The sequence below is a fragment of the Tsukamurella pseudospumae genome (assembly GCF_001575195.1).
Classification (GTDB): Bacteria; Actinomycetota; Actinomycetes; order Mycobacteriales; family Mycobacteriaceae; genus Tsukamurella; species Tsukamurella pseudospumae.
In genome coordinates, this window is sequence record NZ_LSRF01000001.1 from 85160 (window position 1) to 103382 (window position 18223).

17 protein-coding genes and 1 tRNA gene are annotated in these 18223 nt (G+C 72.0%); 5 read left to right on the forward strand and 13 right to left on the reverse strand.

Annotated features, from left to right (window positions below):
* Positions 1-16: 16 nt before the first annotated feature.
* The 3 genes from AXK60_RS00410 to AXK60_RS00420 all read right to left on the reverse strand — a co-directional run bounded on the left by AXK60_RS00410 (position 17) and on the right by AXK60_RS00420 (position 2269).
* Positions 17-1021 carry a helix-turn-helix transcriptional regulator gene (locus AXK60_RS00410; RefSeq protein ID WP_139057676.1) on the reverse strand — a complete coding sequence of 335 codons (1005 nt, stop codon included), beginning with the start codon at positions 1019-1021 and terminating at the stop codon, positions 17-19.
* Between the two features lie 18 nt (positions 1022-1039).
* Positions 1040-1116, reverse strand: a tRNA-Leu gene (locus AXK60_RS00415).
* A gap of 37 nt (positions 1117-1153) precedes the next feature.
* Positions 1154-2269, reverse strand: coding sequence for a hydrolase (locus tag AXK60_RS00420; RefSeq protein ID WP_068569027.1), 1116 nt, complete (start codon positions 2267-2269; stop codon positions 1154-1156).
* A gap of 59 nt (positions 2270-2328) precedes the next feature.
* Here AXK60_RS00420 and AXK60_RS00425 point away from each other — a divergent pair, with 59 nt between their 5' ends.
* Positions 2329-2931, forward strand: a complete 603-nt coding sequence (locus tag AXK60_RS00425; protein WP_068569028.1) for an ANTAR domain-containing response regulator — start codon at positions 2329-2331, stop codon at positions 2929-2931.
* 3 nt (positions 2932-2934) lie between these two features.
* Here the strand turns inward: AXK60_RS00425 and AXK60_RS00430 are convergent, their stop codons facing one another.
* Positions 2935-4338: an alpha/beta hydrolase gene (locus AXK60_RS00430; protein ID WP_068569029.1), complete on the reverse strand. Its 1404-nt coding sequence runs from the start codon at positions 4336-4338 to the stop codon at positions 2935-2937.
* Positions 4339-4445: 107 nt separating this feature from the next.
* Complete coding sequence (locus tag AXK60_RS00435) at positions 4446-4754, reverse strand: helix-turn-helix domain-containing protein (protein WP_068569030.1); 309 nt, start codon at positions 4752-4754, stop codon at positions 4446-4448.
* A 138-nt stretch (positions 4755-4892) separates the two neighbouring features.
* On the opposite strand from AXK60_RS00435, the gene AXK60_RS00440 reads away from it, so the two are divergent.
* Complete coding sequence (locus AXK60_RS00440) at positions 4893-5861, forward strand: cytochrome c oxidase assembly protein (RefSeq protein WP_068569031.1); 969 nt, start codon at positions 4893-4895, stop codon at positions 5859-5861.
* On the opposite strand, the gene AXK60_RS00445 is transcribed toward AXK60_RS00440, so the two are convergent.
* The 7 genes from AXK60_RS00445 to AXK60_RS00475 form a co-directional block, all read right to left on the reverse strand.
* On the reverse strand, positions 5862-6590 hold the full coding sequence (locus tag AXK60_RS00445; RefSeq protein WP_068569032.1) for a rhomboid family intramembrane serine protease: 729 nt from the start codon (positions 6588-6590) through the stop codon (positions 5862-5864).
* A gap of 4 nt (positions 6591-6594) precedes the next feature.
* Complete coding sequence (locus AXK60_RS00450) at positions 6595-9333, reverse strand: ATP-binding cassette domain-containing protein (protein ID WP_068569033.1); 2739 nt, start codon at positions 9331-9333, stop codon at positions 6595-6597.
* 80 nt (positions 9334-9413) lie between these two features.
* Entirely contained in the window at positions 9414-9974 is a 561-nt protein-coding gene (locus AXK60_RS00455; protein WP_068569034.1) for a hypothetical protein, read from the reverse strand.
* On the reverse strand, positions 9971-10861 hold the full coding sequence (locus AXK60_RS00460; protein WP_068569035.1) for an acyl-CoA thioesterase: 891 nt from the start codon (positions 10859-10861) through the stop codon (positions 9971-9973). The genes AXK60_RS00455 and AXK60_RS00460 overlap by 4 nt, the downstream gene beginning before the upstream one ends.
* A gap of 25 nt (positions 10862-10886) precedes the next feature.
* Positions 10887-12308 (reverse strand): pyruvate kinase, encoded by a 1422-nt coding sequence (gene pyk, locus AXK60_RS00465; protein ID WP_068569867.1) that lies wholly within the window; start codon positions 12306-12308, stop codon positions 10887-10889.
* Positions 12309-12318: 10 nt separating this feature from the next.
* Complete coding sequence (gene lgt / locus AXK60_RS00470) at positions 12319-13332, reverse strand: prolipoprotein diacylglyceryl transferase (protein ID WP_082777793.1); 1014 nt, start codon at positions 13330-13332, stop codon at positions 12319-12321.
* A gap of 33 nt (positions 13333-13365) precedes the next feature.
* Positions 13366-14889 carry an ArnT family glycosyltransferase gene (locus tag AXK60_RS00475; protein WP_068569036.1) on the reverse strand — a complete coding sequence of 508 codons (1524 nt, stop codon included), beginning with the start codon at positions 14887-14889 and terminating at the stop codon, positions 13366-13368.
* Between the two features lie 108 nt (positions 14890-14997).
* Here AXK60_RS00475 and AXK60_RS00480 point away from each other — a divergent pair, with 108 nt between their 5' ends.
* From AXK60_RS00480 to AXK60_RS00490, 3 genes are read left to right on the forward strand one after another with little or no spacing between them, the layout of a single operon-like run.
* Positions 14998-16113, forward strand: a complete 1116-nt coding sequence (locus AXK60_RS00480; RefSeq protein WP_068569037.1) for a sensor histidine kinase — start codon at positions 14998-15000, stop codon at positions 16111-16113.
* Positions 16110-16736: a response regulator transcription factor gene (locus tag AXK60_RS00485; RefSeq protein WP_068569038.1), complete on the forward strand. Its 627-nt coding sequence runs from the start codon at positions 16110-16112 to the stop codon at positions 16734-16736. Before AXK60_RS00480 ends, AXK60_RS00485 begins: the two co-directional genes overlap by 4 nt.
* On the forward strand, positions 16733-17812 hold the full coding sequence (locus AXK60_RS00490; RefSeq protein ID WP_068982463.1) for a lycopene cyclase family protein: 1080 nt from the start codon (positions 16733-16735) through the stop codon (positions 17810-17812). Before AXK60_RS00485 ends, AXK60_RS00490 begins: the two co-directional genes overlap by 4 nt.
* Here AXK60_RS00490 and trxA read toward each other — a convergent pair.
* The gene (gene trxA / locus AXK60_RS00495) at positions 17772-18149 is read right to left on the reverse strand and encodes a thioredoxin (RefSeq protein ID WP_068569040.1); all 378 of its coding nucleotides are present in this window, start codon (positions 18147-18149) and stop codon (positions 17772-17774) included. The genes AXK60_RS00490 and trxA overlap by 41 nt on opposite strands.
* Positions 18150-18223 lie beyond the last annotated feature (74 nt).

Genomic DNA, 18223 nt, shown 5'->3' on the forward strand with positions numbered 1-18223 from the left:
GGATCGAGCGCTCCGCTCAGCGGGGACCTCCCGCGGAGCCGCGGGCCAGGGTCGCCGAGGGATTCTCCCCGAAGCGACGCGTGTACGCCGCCGCGAAGACGCTCATGTTCACGTAGCCCCAGCTCCGGGCCACCGCAGAGACCGATGGCGCGCCGGCGGACAGCTCCCGGTAGGCCCCGCACAGTCGTTGCTCCACCAGGTACGCGCGGGGCGACATACCCACGTACCGGTTGAAACCACTGCTGAGGCTCCGTGCGCTGACCCCGGCGGCGGCCGCGATATCAGTGACCGTCGGCAGGTCCCGGGCATGCGCATCGATATAGCTGACGGCCACTCGAACCTGCCGGGGTGCAGCCACCCTGGGCGCCTCGCGGAGATCAACCCCGGCGCGGTGCGCCCATTCCTCGAGGAGTTGGGAAGCGATCATCTCCTGCAGATTCGTGCCGATCGGTCCCGCCGTCGCCTTCTCCGGGGCGGCGGCCACCGTTCGCGTCGCGTACTCGAGGAGGGAGAGCCAGGCGCTGTCGGCCCCGCCGATCGCGCAGCGGTGCGTCCACAACCGGTCGTCCGGAACGTGCCCCCACCATCGCAGGGCGAGATCTGCGAGAAGCCCATGGGGCACGGTCAGATTCAGCTGGAGATGGTCGGGATCGGCCTCCAAGCCGTAGCTGCTGCGGCTGCAGTCGGCGACGTAGGTCTGCCCGGTGGTCAGCTCTGCACTGTGGGGTGTGCCGGGCGCATGCCGGGTCCACCCGCGCAGAGTGGTCAGCACCAGCACGTTCCCCGCATCGGAATCGAAGTTGTCGAGGTCCACTCCGACGCCGTAGCGGAAGCGGGTCATCGTGATGTCGCCGATCTGTACGGAGAACATCGACGACCGGGGTACCGCATTGCGTCCCAGCGGCCGCACGTCGAAGGCCATGTACTTGTCGTCGGTCCATGAGCGAATGGCATCCCAGTCGGTTTCAGCGGCCACGAGCTGCCTACTGCCCACCGGGCGCGGATCCAGTTCCGGCGACACGTCTCCACCCTATGCGAGTGGTGCCCCCGGTGAGACTCGAACTCACACTGGACGGGTTTTGAATCCGTTGCCTCTGCCAATTGGGCTACGGGGGCGTCCGGCGGACCGTCGGAAACGGTCGGCCGAGCCAGCTTACCGGGCGGGGTGGACGGCCCCGGACTCGGCATCCACGGAGGCGAGGAAGGCGTCGATCACGGGCCAGGTCTCGCGGACAGCGTCGGGGCCGGCGACGAGGCCGAGGTGGCTCGACTCGACGGTAGCGAACTCCACCCGCGGCGAGCCGGTGAACAGGTCCACGCCGTGCCGAGCGGTCTCCCACGCGCACAGCGCATCCCGGTGCGAGCCGAACAGCTGGATCGGGACGTCGATGGTCGACAGATCCAGCACCGTCTCCCCCAGCGTCACACGCCCCGCGGCCAACTCACCGCGGAAGATCAGCCGCTCCCACAGCTGCGTCGCCAGCTTGCCGGGATACCCCGGAAAGGTGCGCTGGAAGCGGTCGATGACCTCCATGCGCGCCAGCTTCTCGGGCTCGCCGAGGTTCTCGAGGACGAACTTGGGCTTCTTGAGCTCCCGATCCCACGACGTGGCGCGGTAGGCCACCTGGACGATCGGCGCCGGGATGCCTCCGAGCAACGCGATCAGCGCACCGGGACCGAAGCCGTCGAGCGGCTTCATCACCGAGGTCACCAGCGGATAGGGCTGCTGTGCGGCGTAGTTCAGCGGCGTGGCGATCGAGACGATCGACCGGATCGAGGCGGTCGACGCGCCTGCGGCGAGGAAGGACAGCGTGCCGCCCAGGCTCCAGCCGTACAGGTCGACGCCGGCACCGTCGGGCACCTCGCCGCCCCAGAAGTCGTCCAGAGCCCGGGCGATGGCCTGCGGAATGATGTCGAGGGCGAAGTTCTCGAACCCCAGTTTCCGGTCGGCGTAGGCCATCTCACCGAAGTCGACGACGTACGGGACGCGCCCCGTCGCGGCGAGGTGCGCGACGACGGAGATCTCGGGCGCGAGGTCGTAGCAGGTGGCGGGCGCGGCGATCGGCGGCACCAACAACACCGGCGCCGCCCCGGGGACCGCGGCCGCGTGGCGGGCCCCGTCGGAGGCGAACCGTCGGAGGGTGCGATGACCACCGTCGGCGACGACGACGTGCGGCGTGCGCGCAACGGGACGGATCCCGTCACCCACCGTGAGGGCCCAGAGGTTGCCGGCGCGCTCCCGCAATTGAGTCAGGCTCAATACGTTCATGGCGCAACGGTACCGCGCACGTCGCGACGGAAGTCCGTCGACCGGTAACGTACCCACCGATGAAGGACACCGCACCCGTACCGCACCGCGTGCTCGTCGCCGAGGACGAGGCGATCATCCGCATGGACCTCTCCGAGATGCTCCGGGAGGAGGGCTACGACGTGGTCGGTGAGGCCGAGAACGGTCAGGTCGCCCTCGACAAGGCCCGTGAACTGCGGCCCGACCTGGTGATCATGGACGTGAAGATGCCCGTGCTCAACGGACTCGAGGCCGCGCAGGACATCGCGCGGGAGCGGATCGCCCCCGTCGTCATGCTGACCGCCTTCGGCCAGCGCGAGTTCGTCGAGAAGGCGCGCGAGGCCGGCGCGATGGCCTACCTCGTCAAGCCCTTCACCAAGGCCGATCTCGTGCCCGCGATCGAGATCGCCATCAGCCGCTTCGCCGAGCTCGCCGCCCTCGAGAAGGAGGTCACGAGCCTCTCCGAGCAGCTCGAGACCCGCAAGGTCGTGGACCGCGCGAAGAGCATCCTGATGCAGTCGCACCGCGTGACCGAGCCGGAGGCCTTCCGCTGGATCCAGCGCACGGCCATGGATCGGCGCACCGACATGAGGACCGTCGCGCACCTGGTGATCGACACACTGGGCGGGAAGCCCGAGTCCTAGTCCTCAGTGCGCCGCCGGTGCCGGTGCCGGTGCCGACGGTGACGGCGTGCCGGTCAGGTGTCCCGCCACCGTCGCCAACACCGGGGTCAGCGCCTGGGTAGCGGACTCCCACGTGTGACCATGGCTCGACGCCTGCACCGTGCAGGCGATGTCGACCTTCGTCATCGCGGTGCACAAGGTCTGCGACGCGCCGGCGGAGTACGGGTCCGGCTCGTAGCCGCGGCCGCCCGCGCCGCCGCCCTGCCCGCCCCACTGCCCGGCCGGATGCTGCCCGCCGCCCCGACGGGGCTTGCCGCCCGGGCGCTGCGGATGCCCGGCGGCATCGACGAAGATCCCGGCCACCCCCCGATAGGCGCCGTGCTGCGCCATGACCGTCTGCGGGTCGTAGGCGTCCCACTTCGACGCGTCACCGCCGAACAGTCGGGACACGGTCTGCGCCTGGTTCCCCGCGTTGGGCCGGAGGTCGCCGCCGATGTCGCCGAACGCGCTGAAGAGCTCCGGGTGCACCACCGTCAGGTCCACGGCGCAGGTCCCGCCCATCGACCAGCCGATGACGCCCCAGTGGGCCGCGTCGGACGCGGCCCCGAAGGTCGAGATCACGTACGGCCGCACGTCCTTCGTCAGGTGCGAGGCCGAGTCGCCGCGGGGACCGTCGACGCATTCGGTGTCGTTGTTGAAGCTGCCGCCGGAATCGACGAACACCAGGATCGGCGCCCGTCCGCCGTGCTGGGCCGCGTACTGATCGGCGACCTGCGTGGCCGAACCGAGCCGGATCCAGTCGGCGGGAGTGTTGAACTCGCCGCCGATCATCTCCACGGCGGGCAGCGCCGGCGGGGTCTTCCCCGCGAACCACGCCGGCGGGAGGTAGACGTACTCGGTGCGGTGCGCGAAGCCGCTCGCGTCATCCGGGATGTCGACGGGGACCACCCGTCCCTGCTTCTGGACGGTGTCGCGCAACCCGGGCAGATCGCCCTGGGAGGTCTGGTTCGGCAGCGGGCCGGCGGTCAGGGCCGACCATGCGACCTGCACGGTCCGGTAGTAGCCCACCCATTGGTTCACGACCAGCAGGGCCGCGATCAGGAGCAGCGGCACGGCGAGCATCGACACGATCCGGCCCCGCGGACGTCCGGACCGGAACCGGACGATCGCCGCGATCAGGGTCGCGACCGTCAGGCCCAGCCACACCCACAGCATGACCGGCGCGGGCTCCCCCGCGAGGCCCTGCGCTCCCATCTCCGCGTCGGCACCCCACGCGGCGAGCGCGCCGAGCGCGAGGCAGACGGGCAGCCCGATCCGCAGCCACCGCCCGTGCCCCAGCAGTACGACCGCCGCGGCCACCGCCGCGAGCGCGAACACGGACAGGGGCAACCAGCCGGTGAGCAGCGATACCCCGCCGCGATGGTCCATCACCCGACCGAGGATCCCCGGCGTTCCCGACAGAACGCTGGGAGCCGCCCGCCAGGCGGCTGTCAGGCCCTGGGCACGGTCACCGTCGGGCGGTCACCGTCGGGCGGTCAGACCGCGCGGACGGGGCGCGACGGGGGCAGCTGCTGGCCCCGGTAGTAGCCGGTGCGCGGCGTGTTCGGGAACGCTGGCGCATCGCCGGCGGCCTTGTCGTTCTGCCGGTCGATGACCTTCTTGACGGCCTGCGGCGAGGTGCCGGTGTACCGCGCGATGTGAACGATCGGGATACGGGCGGCGTACGCGGCGAGGATGGTCTTGCGGTACTGCTCCTCCGCGTTCGCCTTCAGGTGCGACCAGTGCGAGATCGGGCTGAGGAAGTCGCGGACCTCTTGAGGCGTGGGCTCGGGGACCTTCGGCATCTCTACTCCGTGAGTTCTAGCCCGGGGCGGGTGCCCAGGCAGGCTGTTAAGGGGCGTTCGTGGCGTACATCGGCCGTCCACCGTGGTTTGTTACACGCCGGTTGGATTAGTCTGCCAGGGGTGGTACAACGGGCATCGATGCATCCCTCACCTGTACTGACCCAGCAGCCCGACGCGCTCCACACCTGGGTGTTCACGCCCGTCGTGACCACCCTGATGGTCGTCGCGACCATTCTCTACGTCTACGGCGTCGTCCGGGCGCGGCGCGCCGGCACGGCGTGGCCGATCACCCGCGTCCTGGCGTGGTTCATCGCCATGGCGCTGCTCGTGTTCGCGGTCAACAGCGTCATGGCCGAGCTGGCCAAGCACCTGTTCTGGGCGCACATGCTCGTGCACCTGGTCCTGATCACCGTGATCCCGATGTTCCTCGTGCTCGCCGAGCCGATCCGACTCCTCGCCACCGCCACCGGGGAGACCGGAAACCGCCGCGTGCGCGCCGTGCTCGGCAACCGGGTGGTCCGGCTAATCACCAGCCCCGTCGTCGGTCTCCCGCTGTACGCGTTCGCGCTGATCAGCACGCACCTCACCGGGTTCCAGGACCTCGCGCTGGAGCACCCGTGGCTCAAGCAGCTCGAGTACACCGGCTACTTCGTCATCGGCTGGATCTTCATGCTGCCGCTGATCGGCAACGAGCTGTGCGGGCCCACCAAGCTCTCGCACCCGCTGCGGTTCGCGTCGTTCCTGCTGGCCATGGGCCCGGACACGCTCGTCGGTGTGACGCTCATGATGACCACCAGCGAGCTGGCGCCCGGCTACTCCGCGTCACGCGCGGGCTGGGGTCCGACGGGCCTCGAGGACCAGGCGGCCGCCGGCGCGATCATGTGGTTCGGCGGCGACGGACTGATGATGATCCTGCTCCTGGTCGTCGCCTTCCAGTGGATCACCGCCGAGGCCACCGGCAAGCGCGGCGGCGGCATGGGCACCTGGCTCGACTCCGCGCGCCGCGGCACGCTCATGGGTGACGATTCGGATGTGGACGTCGACGACGACGAGGCCGCGCTGGCCGCCTACAACGCCCGCCTGCGGGAGATGAACCGCGGGCACTGATCACTGCAGCGTGTAGACCTGCGCGTCCGGGTACGTGCCGAACCGGATCGCGATGGCCGCGACCAGGACCGCGGCGATCACGCCGACGCACGACCAGCCGACGGCTTCCACCTGCTTGCGGGTACGCCGGTCGCGCGGCAGCAGCTCCGGGCCGTAGACGATGCCGGCCGTGACCGCCGCGCCGGCCACGAAGCCACCGGCGTGGCCCAGCCACGAGATACCGGACAGGGTGAAGGACGCGACCACGTTCACGCCTATCAGCACGAGCAGCGAGGTGGGGTCCATCTTCATCCGCAGGAACAGGATCAGCTCGGCGGCGATCAGCCCGAAGATCGCGCCGGACGCGCCGACGGTGATCGTGTTCTCGAGCCCGAACCACAGCACGGCCGCGCTGCCGCCGAGCAGCGACAGGGCGTAGATCGCGCCGAACCGTGCCCGGCCCAGCGCCTGCTCGATGTTCCGCCCGAAGACGTAGAGCGTGAACATGTTCACCAGCAGATGGATCGGCCCGAAGTGCAGGAACCCCGAGGTCACCGCGGTCCACCAGCGATCGGTCGCGGTGGCGTACTCCGACAGCGCCAGCTCGGCCACCTCGCGGGAGTACATGTTGTGCTCGATGCTGCCCGATGCCTTCGCGCTGAACGCGAAGGCGATCACGTTCACCGCGATCAGCGAGTAGGTCAGGACGGGTTGCCAGTCACGACGGGTCGTCGATCCGAGTGCGGTCATGCCGCTAGTCCACCATGCCGGGGAACACGCCCCCGAGCACGACCCCGGCGACGAGGACCACGACGGTGCCGAGCACGACGGCACCGTCGAGCCGCGTGGGCCCGCGGTCGGGCTGCGCGACCGCGCCGAGCCCGCCGCGGGAGCTGATGGCGTCGGCGAGTTCCCCCGCCCGGCGGCACGATTGGACCGTGGCCAGCAGGAGCAGCTCGAGCATCGTCTCGATGGTCACGCCACGCGGCCGACCGCTGGGCCGGAGCGGGCGCCGCTGCCGCGCGAGTCCCCACATCGTGCGGACCTCCGCCAGCGCCAGCGGTCCCAGCCGGATCGCCAGCGCGAGCGCCGACGCCGCGGCCACGCCGCGGCGGCCGAGCCCACCGAGCCGGTCGAGGCAGGTCTGCAGGAAGCCCGGGACGTCGCCGAGCGGGGTGGTCCAGCAGAACACCAGCGCCGCGAACAGCGAGACGAGCAGCGCCGCGAGAGCGCGGAAGAAGACATCGACGCCCGACAGGCTGATCTCGACCCCGAACAGGTGCCCGGTGGTCGCGCCGGAGCCCATGGCGGTGAGGAACAGGCTCACGAACCCGAACGCGAAGAACAGCCGGGGCAGGCGCGGCCAGGCCCGCCACGGCGCGCCGGCGAGGAGGAACCATCCGAGCAGCACGAGAGCCGAGGCGCCGATGTTCCACCAGTCGGTGCGCACCCCCATGACGACGCCCATCGCCGCGAGGACGGCCAGCTTGGTGCCCACCCACACCCGGTGCGCGGGCGTCTCCTCGGGCAGGGGCCGGCCCACCACGTCGCCGAACTGCGGCCGCCCGTGGCGCCTGCGGTGCGGCGCCGGCGCCGCCGTGGACGCCGCGACGTCGTGGACGCGATCCGTGACGCGGCGCAGGGGCGCCAGGTCGTGCGTGACGATCACCAGGGTGGTGCCCGCAGCCTTCGCCGCGCCCAGCGCTTCGATCATGTGCGTCGTCGCCTCGTCGTCGAGGCCGGCGAGCGGCTCATCGAGGACCAGGACCTGCGGGTTCGATGCGAGTAGCCCCGCGAGCACGACTCGCCGCTGCTCCCCGCCGGACAGTTCGTCGGCGCGGCGATCGGCGAAGTCGGCCGGGTCCAGCCCGACCAGCCGGAGGGCGTCCCGCACGCCGGCCCGGTCGGCGCCCGACGCGTCGGCCACGTCCTCGCCGACGGTGTCGCGCAGTACCTGCAGGCGCGCGTGCTGCACCCCGATGACGACACGCCCGCGCCCGTTGACGACGGGCGCACCGTCGACGGTGATCGATCCGGACGTGGGCTGCAACAGACCGGCGATCATCCACGCGAGGGTCGACTTGCCCGCCCCGTTGTCGCCGGTGATCGCGAGCGCGGTGCCGCCGGGAACGACGAGGTCCAGGTCGCTGATCACGGGGCGGTCCCAGGGCGTCCCGGCGTCGCGGATCAGCGTCACGCCCTGCAGCTCGACGGTGCCGCGGGCGGAGTCCCGGGCGCGCACCGTCGGGCTCGCGGGCCCGGGTTCCGCGCCCGACGGTGCCCGGGGCGGCCCGAGCCGCACCTCGCGCTCCGCGCCCGCCGCCTCGGCGTCGTGGTGCGTGACGTGCACGACGGCGGTCCCCGCGCCGGCGATGTCCCGCATCACCCCGACCACCGACGCGCGCCCCTCGGCGTCGAGCATCGCGGTCGATTCGTCGCTGATGAGCAGCGCCGGCTCGCGGGCCAGCGCCGCCGCCACGGCGAGCCGCTGCAGCTGCCCGCCCGAGAGGGTCGCGGTCTCGCGGTCGGCCATCCCCGACAGTCCCACGCGGCGCAGCACCCCGTCGACATCGGCGTCGGGCGCCAGCGCGCGGCCGAACCGCACGTCGTCGCCGACGCGCACGCCCAGGACCTGCGACTCGGGCCGCTGGAAGACCACCGCGGTGCCGCCCGGCTCACCCAGGCCGGGCCCGCCGGGCCGCTCCACGACGCCCGTCGTCGGCGGCGCGCCCGCGAGCACGCGGGTCAGCGTGGACTTGCCGGTGCCGTTGCGTCCGGTCACGGCCAGGTACTCCCCCGGCTCGACGGTGAGCTCGGGCACCTCGAGCGCCAGCCGATCGCGGTAGCGGACCGTCACGTCCTCGAGCCGGACGGGCACCGGGCCGGCCGGACCCGCCCCCACCGGGACGCCCGACAGGTGCCCCGTGGAACGGGGCAGCACCCGGTCGGCGCGGGAGAGCAGGGCGCCGAACGCGGCCCGGGCGAGAGCGACAACGGCGAGTACCGCGACGACGAGCAGCAGCGGCACCGTCAGCGGCCACCAGCGCAGCGCCCAGTCCCAGATCGCGACCAGCGCCCGGCCGATCACCCCGAGATGGACATTGCCGAGGATCCGGGCCAGGCCGGTCACCGTCGAACCGGTGATCCGGAAGAGGAGCTCCCGGACGCCGGGGAAGATCACCAGCAGGCCGACCGCGAGCGCGGACGACGGGATCGCCAGCAGCGGCAGCGCGTACAGCACGAGGCGGCCCGTCGACCAGCCCCGGCGGATGGACGCGCCGAGCAGCATGCCCACCAGGCCCGTCTCGATGGTCAGCACCACCGGCGCGGTACCGCCGAGCAGGAAGCCCATCGTGACGCCGACCAGCAGGGCCAGCGCGCACGTGCGGAAGGTGTGCCGCAGCCCGATCACACCGAAGGGCAGGCAGGCGGCGAAGGACACGCCGATCGCCAACGGGAAGACCTGCGAGATGAGGACCAACGCGGCGGCCACGTCGGCCAGCGCCGCGGCCTCGGTGATCTGGCGGGCGCCCAGATGCCGCGAGGGCGCCCGCTCCGTCGTCTCGGTCAGAACTAGCTCACGTAGACGACGACGGGGTCGGACGAGTTCGCCAGCTCCGCGCCGCTCACGGGCGTGCCCTCGACGCCGCCGACGGTGACCCGGTAGTTCAGGTCGGTGTCGACGTCGAGCGCGGACAGTTCGAAGCGGAAGACGCAGCGGCCGCCGCGCAGCTCGCCGCCGCCGAGGGTGGACTCGAAGCTGGTCTTGCTGTTCCGGAAGACGACCTTGGCGCCCTTCTTGACCTCCGCGGCGTCACCGGCCCCCGAGCACGCCTTCTCGGTGGGGCGGTACTCGGTGGGGAAGAGCACTACGGCGCCGGTCCGGTCGAAGGCGTTGTTGGCGAAGCCGAAACCCACGGCGAAGACACCGACCACGGCCATGACGACGCCCGCCAGCGCGGTGATCACCACGACCCAGGTGCGGTTGCCCGGGCCGTGCCGGCGCCACGGCTGCTGCGCGCCCGGGGGCAGCGGGGTCGGGAGCTCCGCGCGCGGGTCACGGCCCGGCGTGCCCTCCGGCACGGACGGTATCGCCGAGGTGTTGTCCCGCTCCTGCGTGTCCTGGCTGGTCACTTCGCCCCCTTCGACGGGAAGTACTTGAGCACACCCTCCTGGGTGGTGCTTGCTACCAGGATGCCTTCTGCATCGAAGAATTGCCCGTTCGACATCCCGCGCCCGCCGTCGGCCACCGTCGAATGCGAGGAGTACAGGTTGTACTGGTCGAACCGGACGCGGCGGTGGTACCACAGCGACTGGTTGAGCGTGACCGCCATGATCCGGTCGTACCCCCAGGACAGGCCGTGTCGCGTGATGATCGAGTCGAGGATCGTCGTGTCCGAGGCGTAGGCCAGGGCGGCGTCGTGGATCACCTGGTCGTCGGGCAGCGGACCCGCGGTGCGGATCCAGACGTTGTTGTCCTCCTGGATCAGGCCCTTGCCCTTGGCGATCCACGCGGTGTCGTTGGTGAAGCGCATGTCCATCGGCTGCGGCGCGTCGACGAACATGGTGACGACGTCCTCGTAACCGTCGAGGGTGTCCTGGATGTTCGGCAGGCCCTCGGGTCCCGGCACCTGCGGTGCCGGATCTCCGTGGACGAGCGGATTGCGCCCGTCCGTCTGGTAGGCCAACTGCATCAGCGCGAGGACGGTGCCGCCCTGCTCGACCGAGACGAGCCGGTTCGCCACGTTCCGCGTGTCGCGCAGCCGCCGGACCACGAACTCCAGGTCCGCGGTGACCTCGCCGCCGTTGATGAAGTGCGTGTGCGCGGCGTGCAGGAACAGCGAATCCCGGGACCCGGGAACGGTGTTGCCCGACGCGACGATCGCCTGCGAGAGGATCTGACCGCCGAAGGTACGGGACGCGACCTTGGCGGGGTGAGAGCCGAGGAACCGGTCCTCCCCCGCCTCCGCGAGGTCGAGCGTGCCGAGGAACTCGTCGAAATCGGTGAGTGTCTCCGTCATGACGAGAAGCCTACTGGGGCGGGTCCTAGTGGTCGTCCTCGCCGATCCGGTGCACCTGGATCAGGTTGGTCGAGCCGATGGTCCCGGGGGGCGCACCGGCGACGATGACGACCTGATCGCCCTTCGAGTACCGGCCGATGCCCTCGAGCGACTGGTCGACCTGCCGGATCATCGCGTCGGTGCTGTCCGCACCGTCGACGAGGAAGGTCTCCGTGCCCCACGACAGCGCGAGCTGGCTGCGGACCTCGGGCAGCGGCGTGAATGCCAACAGCGGCAGCCGGGTGTGCAGGCGGGCCAGGCGGCGCACGGTGTCGCCGGACTGGGTGAAGGCCACGAGGGCCTTCGCGTTGAGCCGCTCGCCGATGTCGCGGGCGGCGTAGGAGATGATGCCGCGCTTGGTGCGGGGCACGTGGTTGAGCGGCGGGACCGACGGTCCGCCGTCCTCGACGGCCTGCACGATCTTGGCCATGGTCCGGACGGTCTCGATCGGGTACTTGCCCACCGACACCTCACCCGAGAGCATCACCGCGTCCGCACCGTCGAGCACCGCGTTCGCGACATCCGAAGCCTCCGCCCGCGTCGGACGGCTGTTCTCGATCATCGACTCGAGCATCTGCGTCGCCACGATCACCGGCTTGGCGTTCTCCCGGGCGATCTGAATCGCGCGCTTCTGCACGAGCGGCACCTCCTCGAGCGGCAACTCCACACCCAGGTCACCGCGGGCGACCATCACGGCGTCGAACGCCAGGATCACCGCCTCGAGGTTCTCGATGGCCTCCGGCTTCTCCAACTTCGCGATCACCGGGATCCGACCGCCCACGCGGTCCATCACCGCATGCACCCGCTCGATGTCCGCCGGCGAGCGGACGAAGGAGAGGGCGATGAAATCCACACCCAACTGCAGCGCGAACTCGAGATCCTCGATGTCCTTCTCACTGAGCGCCGGCACCGACACGTTCATCCCCGGCAGCGAGACGCCCTTGTTGTTCGACACCGGGCCACCCTCGGTGACCTCACAGACCACGTCGTTGCCGTCCACCGAGGTCACCGTCAGGCCGACCTTGCCGTCATCAACAAGGAGGCGGTCGCCCGGGCGGGCGTCCTGCGCCAACTCCTTGTACGTCGTCGACACCCGATCATGCGTGCCGACCACATCGTCGACGGTGATCCGGACCGTCTCACCCGTCTCCCAGACGGTGCGGCCATCGCCTGCGAACCGCCCCAGACGGATCTTCGGGCCCTGCAGATCCGCCAGGATCCCCACCGCACGCCCGGTCGAGTTCGACGCCGCACGGACGCGGTCGTAGTTCACCGCATGATCGGCGTGCTCACCATGACTGAAATTGAGGCGGGCGACATCCATGCCCTCCTCGACGAGAGCGAGCACCTTCTCCTCGGTTCCGACAGCAGGGCCCAGAGTGCAGACGATCTTGGTTCGACGAGTCACGGCGACCACGTTAGTCCTCCTTATTCCGCAATGTGGAGTCTCCCGGCAACCCGCCGGTATCCATCTGACGAACATTGTCCTCCGCGACGGCGTCGCCGTCCTTGTCCAGCGACAGCGTCTCCGACGGTTCTTCCTGGTCGGGGGCACTTTCCGCCGGATCCGGCTCCGGTCCGGCCACGAGCACCGCCGCCTCCCGCCCCTTCGGGGCGAGGAAGAAGTAGGCGAGCGCGCCGGCGAACACGAGCGCGGCGGTGAACACGTTGATCCGGACGCCGAGGATGTGGGTGGCGTGATCGTCGCGCATGAGCTCGATGAAGAAACGGCCCAGGCAGTACCCGGCGACGTACAGCGCGAACAGGCGTCCGTGCCCGATGCGGAAGCGGCGGTCGGCGATCACGAGCAGGCCCGCGACCAGCAGGTTCCACACCAGTTCGTAGAGGAACGTGGGCTGCACCGTGGCGAGGACGACACCGGTGCTGTGCCCGTCGAGCACGTCGGGGCCGCGCTGGCCCACGTCGTTGGCCCGTTCGAAGATCTTCAGTCCCCATGGGAGCGTGGTCGGTGCGCCGTAGAGCTCCTGGTTGAACCAGTTGCCGAGACGGCCGATGGCCTGCGCCACGATGATCGCGGGCGCGATCGCATCGGCGAAGGGCCCGAGCTTGATGCCCATCTGCCGGCATCCGATCCACGCGCCGACGCCGCCGAGCGCGACGGCGCCCCAGATCCCGAGGCCGCCGTCCCAGATCCGGAACACCGCGCCGAAGCCGCGCCCGTTGGCACCGAAGTACGTCGTGAAGTCGGTCATCACGTGGTAGAGCCGGCCGCCGATGAGGCCGAAGGGCACGGCCCACACGGCCACGTCGATCACCTGGCCGGGCTTGCCCCCGCGGGCGACCCACCGGCGATCACCCCACCAGCAGGCGACGATGATGCCGACGATGATGCACAGGGCGTAGGCGCGGATCGGGATGGGCCCGAGGTGCCACACGCCCTGGGCGGGGCTCGGAATGCTCGCGAGGATCACGCCCGTCACCCTACTGACCCGCCGCGGAGGCCGTCACTGCGAGCGCAGTCGCTCCCACAACGCGGGCCACGCCACCGTTCGGTCGGTGTACAGCCGGACCACCGGGTCGCCGTCCTCGCCCGGTACGGGAACGGCCCGACGGTGCCGGAACGCCCCGTCGAGCACGGGCGACGGGTCGCCGACCCAGAGGACGGCCCGGGCGTCGTCCGGCGGGCGGCCGAAGTAGTAGTACGCGCGGTGGCCGCTGTAGGCGCGCGGCAGCCCCTGGTCGCGGCCGTAGAAGTCGACCGCAGCGGCGAAGGGGTAGCTCTCGGCGACGATGACCAGCCCGTCGCGGTCGGCGGGCGGCAGGCTCCGATAGGCCGCGACGACGGTGTCCGACAGTCCCTCGAGCATGGTGTCGCCGTCGATGAGCATCGTCGCGGGAGCGCGGAAGGGCGGCGTGCCGATGCGTTCGGCGATCGCCGGCGACCACACCGGCGCGGCCGCGATCCAGCTCGCGGTCGAGCCGAGGAGCGCCAGGACCGCGACGATCCGCAATGCCGTACGCACGCCGCGACGGCGCCGGCCGGCCCACGACTCCACTGCGACCGCGCCCGCCGCCATCGGCAGCGCGTAGACGGAGGCCAGGTAGTACGCGCGGCCGTGGGTGATCACGATCGCGGCGACGACGAGCACGAGTGCGACGCCGAGGAACCGGTACGGGTGCAGCGCCGGGGACCGCAGCAGCGCGACGACGCCGACCAGCAGGAGGGGCAGCCCGATGAGCAGGCCCGCCCCGAACAGCCCGACCAGCGCGAAGCCGGCGCCGCCCGGCCATTCGGCCCGGACGACGGCGCCCATCCGGGTGTACGCCCAGTCGTGGCCGGCCTGCCACCACAGGGTCGGCACGATCGCGGCGACGGCCAGTGCCGCGCCGCCCCGGAGCGCGGGTCGGGTGAGCATCCGCCGGGGCCCGCAGGCGAGCGCGCCGACCGCGACCGCGATCCACAGCGCGGGGACCAGGAACTTGGTGAGCAGCGACAGCGCGGTGACGGCGCCGGCCGCGAGCAACAGCCGGTCGTCGCGGGTGCGCACCCAGCGGACCAGCAGGTAGACGATGACCGTCCACCACAGCGGGTCGAGCGAGTAGGTCGCGAGCCAGTGCCCGACGGAGCTGACCAGCGACATCGCGGCCGCCGCCGCGGCGAGGACCTGTGCCCATCGACGGCCGCCCAGCTCGCGGGCGATCAGTCCCGCGAGCAGCGTGATCCCGACGACCGCGAGGGTCGCCGGGAGACGCAGCACGACGAGGTTCCCGTGCGCGAGGCGGTCGAGTCCGGCGGCCAGGAGCGGCACCAGCGGCGGTTGGTCGAAGTAGCCGGCGGCCGGGTGGTCGCGCCCGGCGACCACGAAGTAGGCCTCGTCGAAGAAGTACCCGTAGTTGCGGCTGCCGAGCAGCATGACCGCCAGCACGACGGTGCCGACGGCGGCGAGCGGAAGCCGCGCGAGCGGTGGAAGTACGCGGCCCGCCGCAGCGCGCGGCCCGGTGGCGAGTGCGGTGACCTGGGATGTCATGCCCTCGACGGTGCCGGGCGCGCGGCGTCGCCGGTAGCGCCGTTCGGCGGCGCGTCGACCGACGAAAGGAGGTGTCGGCACCGTCGGGCCGCTCCCTACGATGGCTGCATGACCTTCGAACCCGCCCGCCGCGTGCGCGCCGTCCAGGCGGCGTTGCTCGCGCTGTCCGCGGCCGGCACGGTCGCGTTCGTGGCGGTCCTGTTCCCCGGGATGCGGGGCGCGGACCTGGCGTCGGGCGCCGTAGCGATGCTCGCGGCCACCGTCGCGGTGGCACTGCTGCGTCCCGTCCTCACGGCGCCGGTCGTCGCGGCGGCCGGGTGCTTCCTGGTACTGGGGCCGTGGGCCGAGGCGGCGGAGTCGGGCGCGGCGGTGTGGATCGCGGTGGCCGCCTCGCTCGTCTCCTCCGCGGCCGCGCAGACCGCCCGGGACCGGCGCGACGCGGTGCTCGCGTTCGCCCCGTTCGTCGTGTTCGCGGTGGCCGTCGCCGCGTCCTCGCAATCGGTGTGGGGCGCGTTGGGCTCGCTCGCGCCGGTGCTCGGCGGCTCGACGGTGGGCCTCGGGATCCGGCTGCGGACCGCGGCGCGGGAGCGCCGGGCGCTCGCGGATCGGCATGCCCGGGCCGACGAACGCCTCGCGCTCGCCGCGCAGCTGCACGACCTCGCCACCGCGCGCCTGACCCGGATCGTGCTCGCCGCCCGGTCCGCGGGGCAACCCGGGATCGAGGCCGATGCGCAGGCCGCACTCGCCGACCTGCGGCGCGTCGTGATCGGGTTGCAGAGCGACGACGCGCCCTCGGCGCCGCTCTCCACGGGCGGGCTCGTCGCGGCCGCTGACATCGACGGTGCGGTCGCCGACGCCGTGCACCGGGCCCGCGGCGCGGGCCAGCGCGTCGACCTGACCGGCTCTCTCGCCGCGCCGCTCCCCCGCGCCGCCGCCGACTGCCTGGCCCGGGTGCTCGAGGAGGGCCTCGCGAACGCCCGCAAGCACGCCGCCGGAGCGCCGGTCGACGTCGAGGTCACCGCGCACGGCCTCCGGGTGCACAACCCCGCCGCAGACGCCGACGCCGAGCTCGCGGCGACCGGCAGCGGGACGGGCCTGCGCGGACTCGACGCCCGCACAGCGCTGGTCGGGGGAACGCTCCGACACGGCCGCTCGTCCGACGGTGGCTGGACCCTGCAGGCCGAGTTCCCGGCGGCCACCGAGTTCCCGGCGGCCGCCCGATGACGGTGCGCGTGCTGGTGGCCGACGACGACCCGATCGTCCGGGAGTATCTGCGGTCGGTGCTGTCCACGGAGCCGGACCTCGACGTGGTGGCGACGGCGGCCGACGGCGCCGCGGCCGTCGAGGCGGGGATCGCGTACGCGCCGCAGGTCGCGCTCCTCGACGTCAGGATGCCCGGCGTCGACGGCATCGTCGCGACCCGTGCGCTCCGCGACCTCGATCCCCCGGTCGCCGTCGTACTCATCACCACGCTCGACACCGATGCCGTGCTGGTCGACGGGCTCGCCGCGGGCGCAGCGGGATTCGTCGTCAAGACCGCCGAGCCGGCGCTGCTCGCCTCCGCGGTGCGGACCGCCGCGAGCGGCGGGTCGCTGCTCTCCCCCGACGCGCTCGCCCGGCTGGTGCGCCTCGCCGGCGATCGGCCACGCCGCGATCCTCGGGTCGACGCACTCGGCCCGCGCGACCGGGACGTGCTGCGCGAACTCGCGACCGGCGCGTCCAACGCGGAGATCGCGGCACGCCTGTTCCTGGCGGAATCGACGGTGAAGGGCTACGTCTCCGCCCTGATGACGCGCCTGGATTGCGCCAACCGGACCCAGCTCGCCCTCATCGGGGCGGGCCTGTGAGAGCGACCCCGGACCTCGTGGTGCTGGGCCTCGGCCCGGCCGGGCGGGCCGTCGCGCACCGGGCCGCGGCGGCGGGCCTGACGGTGCGCGCCTTCGACCCCGCGCCGGACGCGCGGTGGCGGCGCACCTTCGGCCTGTGGGCGGACGAGCTCCCGCCGTGGCTCCCCGCCGGGGTCGTCGCCGCGGTCTCGTCGCCGCAGGTGATCGCGCGGACCCGGTTCGACCTGCGCCGCGAGTACGCCGTCCTCGACGTCGACCGCCTGCAGGACGCGCTGTCGCTCGACGGCGTCGACGTGCGCGCGGACCGCGCCGGCCGGGACGGGCACGGCGGCGCCTTCGTCGTCGACGCGCGGGGGCCGGCACCGTCGGGAACCCCGGACGTACCCCGGCAGACGGCCGCCGGGGTCCTGGTCCCCGTCGGGGCGCACGACGAGCTCTGGATGGACTGGCGGGTCGCGCCCGGCGTGCCCGACGGTGCGCCGGCCTCGTTCCTGTACGCGGTCCGGGTGTCCGAGGACGCCCTCCTGCTGGAGGAGACGTGCCTTGCGGGGGCACCGGCGCTGACCGTCGCCGCGCTGGAGGCGCGGCTGCGAGCCCGGCTGGCGGCGCGCGGCGTCGCGGCCGGTGAACTGCATGAGCGCGTGGACTTCCCGCTCCTCTCGCCCGGTCCGCGACGCGGAGACGGGTGGTGCGGGGTCGGCGTGCGGGGGACGACGCTGCACCCGGCGACGGGCTACTCGGTGGCGGCGTCGCTGGCCTTCGCCGACGATGCGGTCGCCGCGCTGCGGGCCGGTCGCAACCCGGTGAGCCGGGGCGATGTAGCGGCCCACCGGCTGCGGGAGGCCGGATTGCGGGCGTTGTTGAGCATGTCGCCGGACGAGCAGCGCGACTTCTTCGACGTGTTCTTCGGCCTCCCGGACCGGCACGTGCGCGCCTTCCTGTCAGCCCGGACCCCGACGACGACGAACGCCGCAGCGATGGCTGCGGCGTTCGTGGCGGCACCGTGGGGGCTGCGCCGGCGCCTGGCGCGGGCGGTTACTCCGCCGGCTTCTCCGCGGTCTCACCGGCGCCGTTGAAGTTCGCCTGCTCGATGTCGAGGGCGCGGGCCTGCGAGATCAGGTCCTCGAGCGCCGCGGGCGGCAGGGCGCCGGCCTCGTTGTAGACCAGGTTCCCCTTCTTGAACACCATGAGGGTGGGGATGGAGCGGATGTTCGCGGCGGCTGCGAGGCTCTGCTCGGCCTCGGTGTCGACCTTCGCGAAAACCACATCGGCATGGGCCTCCGATGCCTTCTCAAAGGTGGGTGCGAAGGCGCGGCAGGGGCCGCACCAGGAGGCCCAGAAGTCGACCAGCACGATATCGTTGCCGGTCACGGTCTGATCGAACTTGTCAGAGGTCAATTCAATGGTCGCCATACCCCCACCAACGAATTTTCCGACTCCATGATTCCCATTCGCCGAAATGTCGGATGGGCTCGCTATCCTCTACT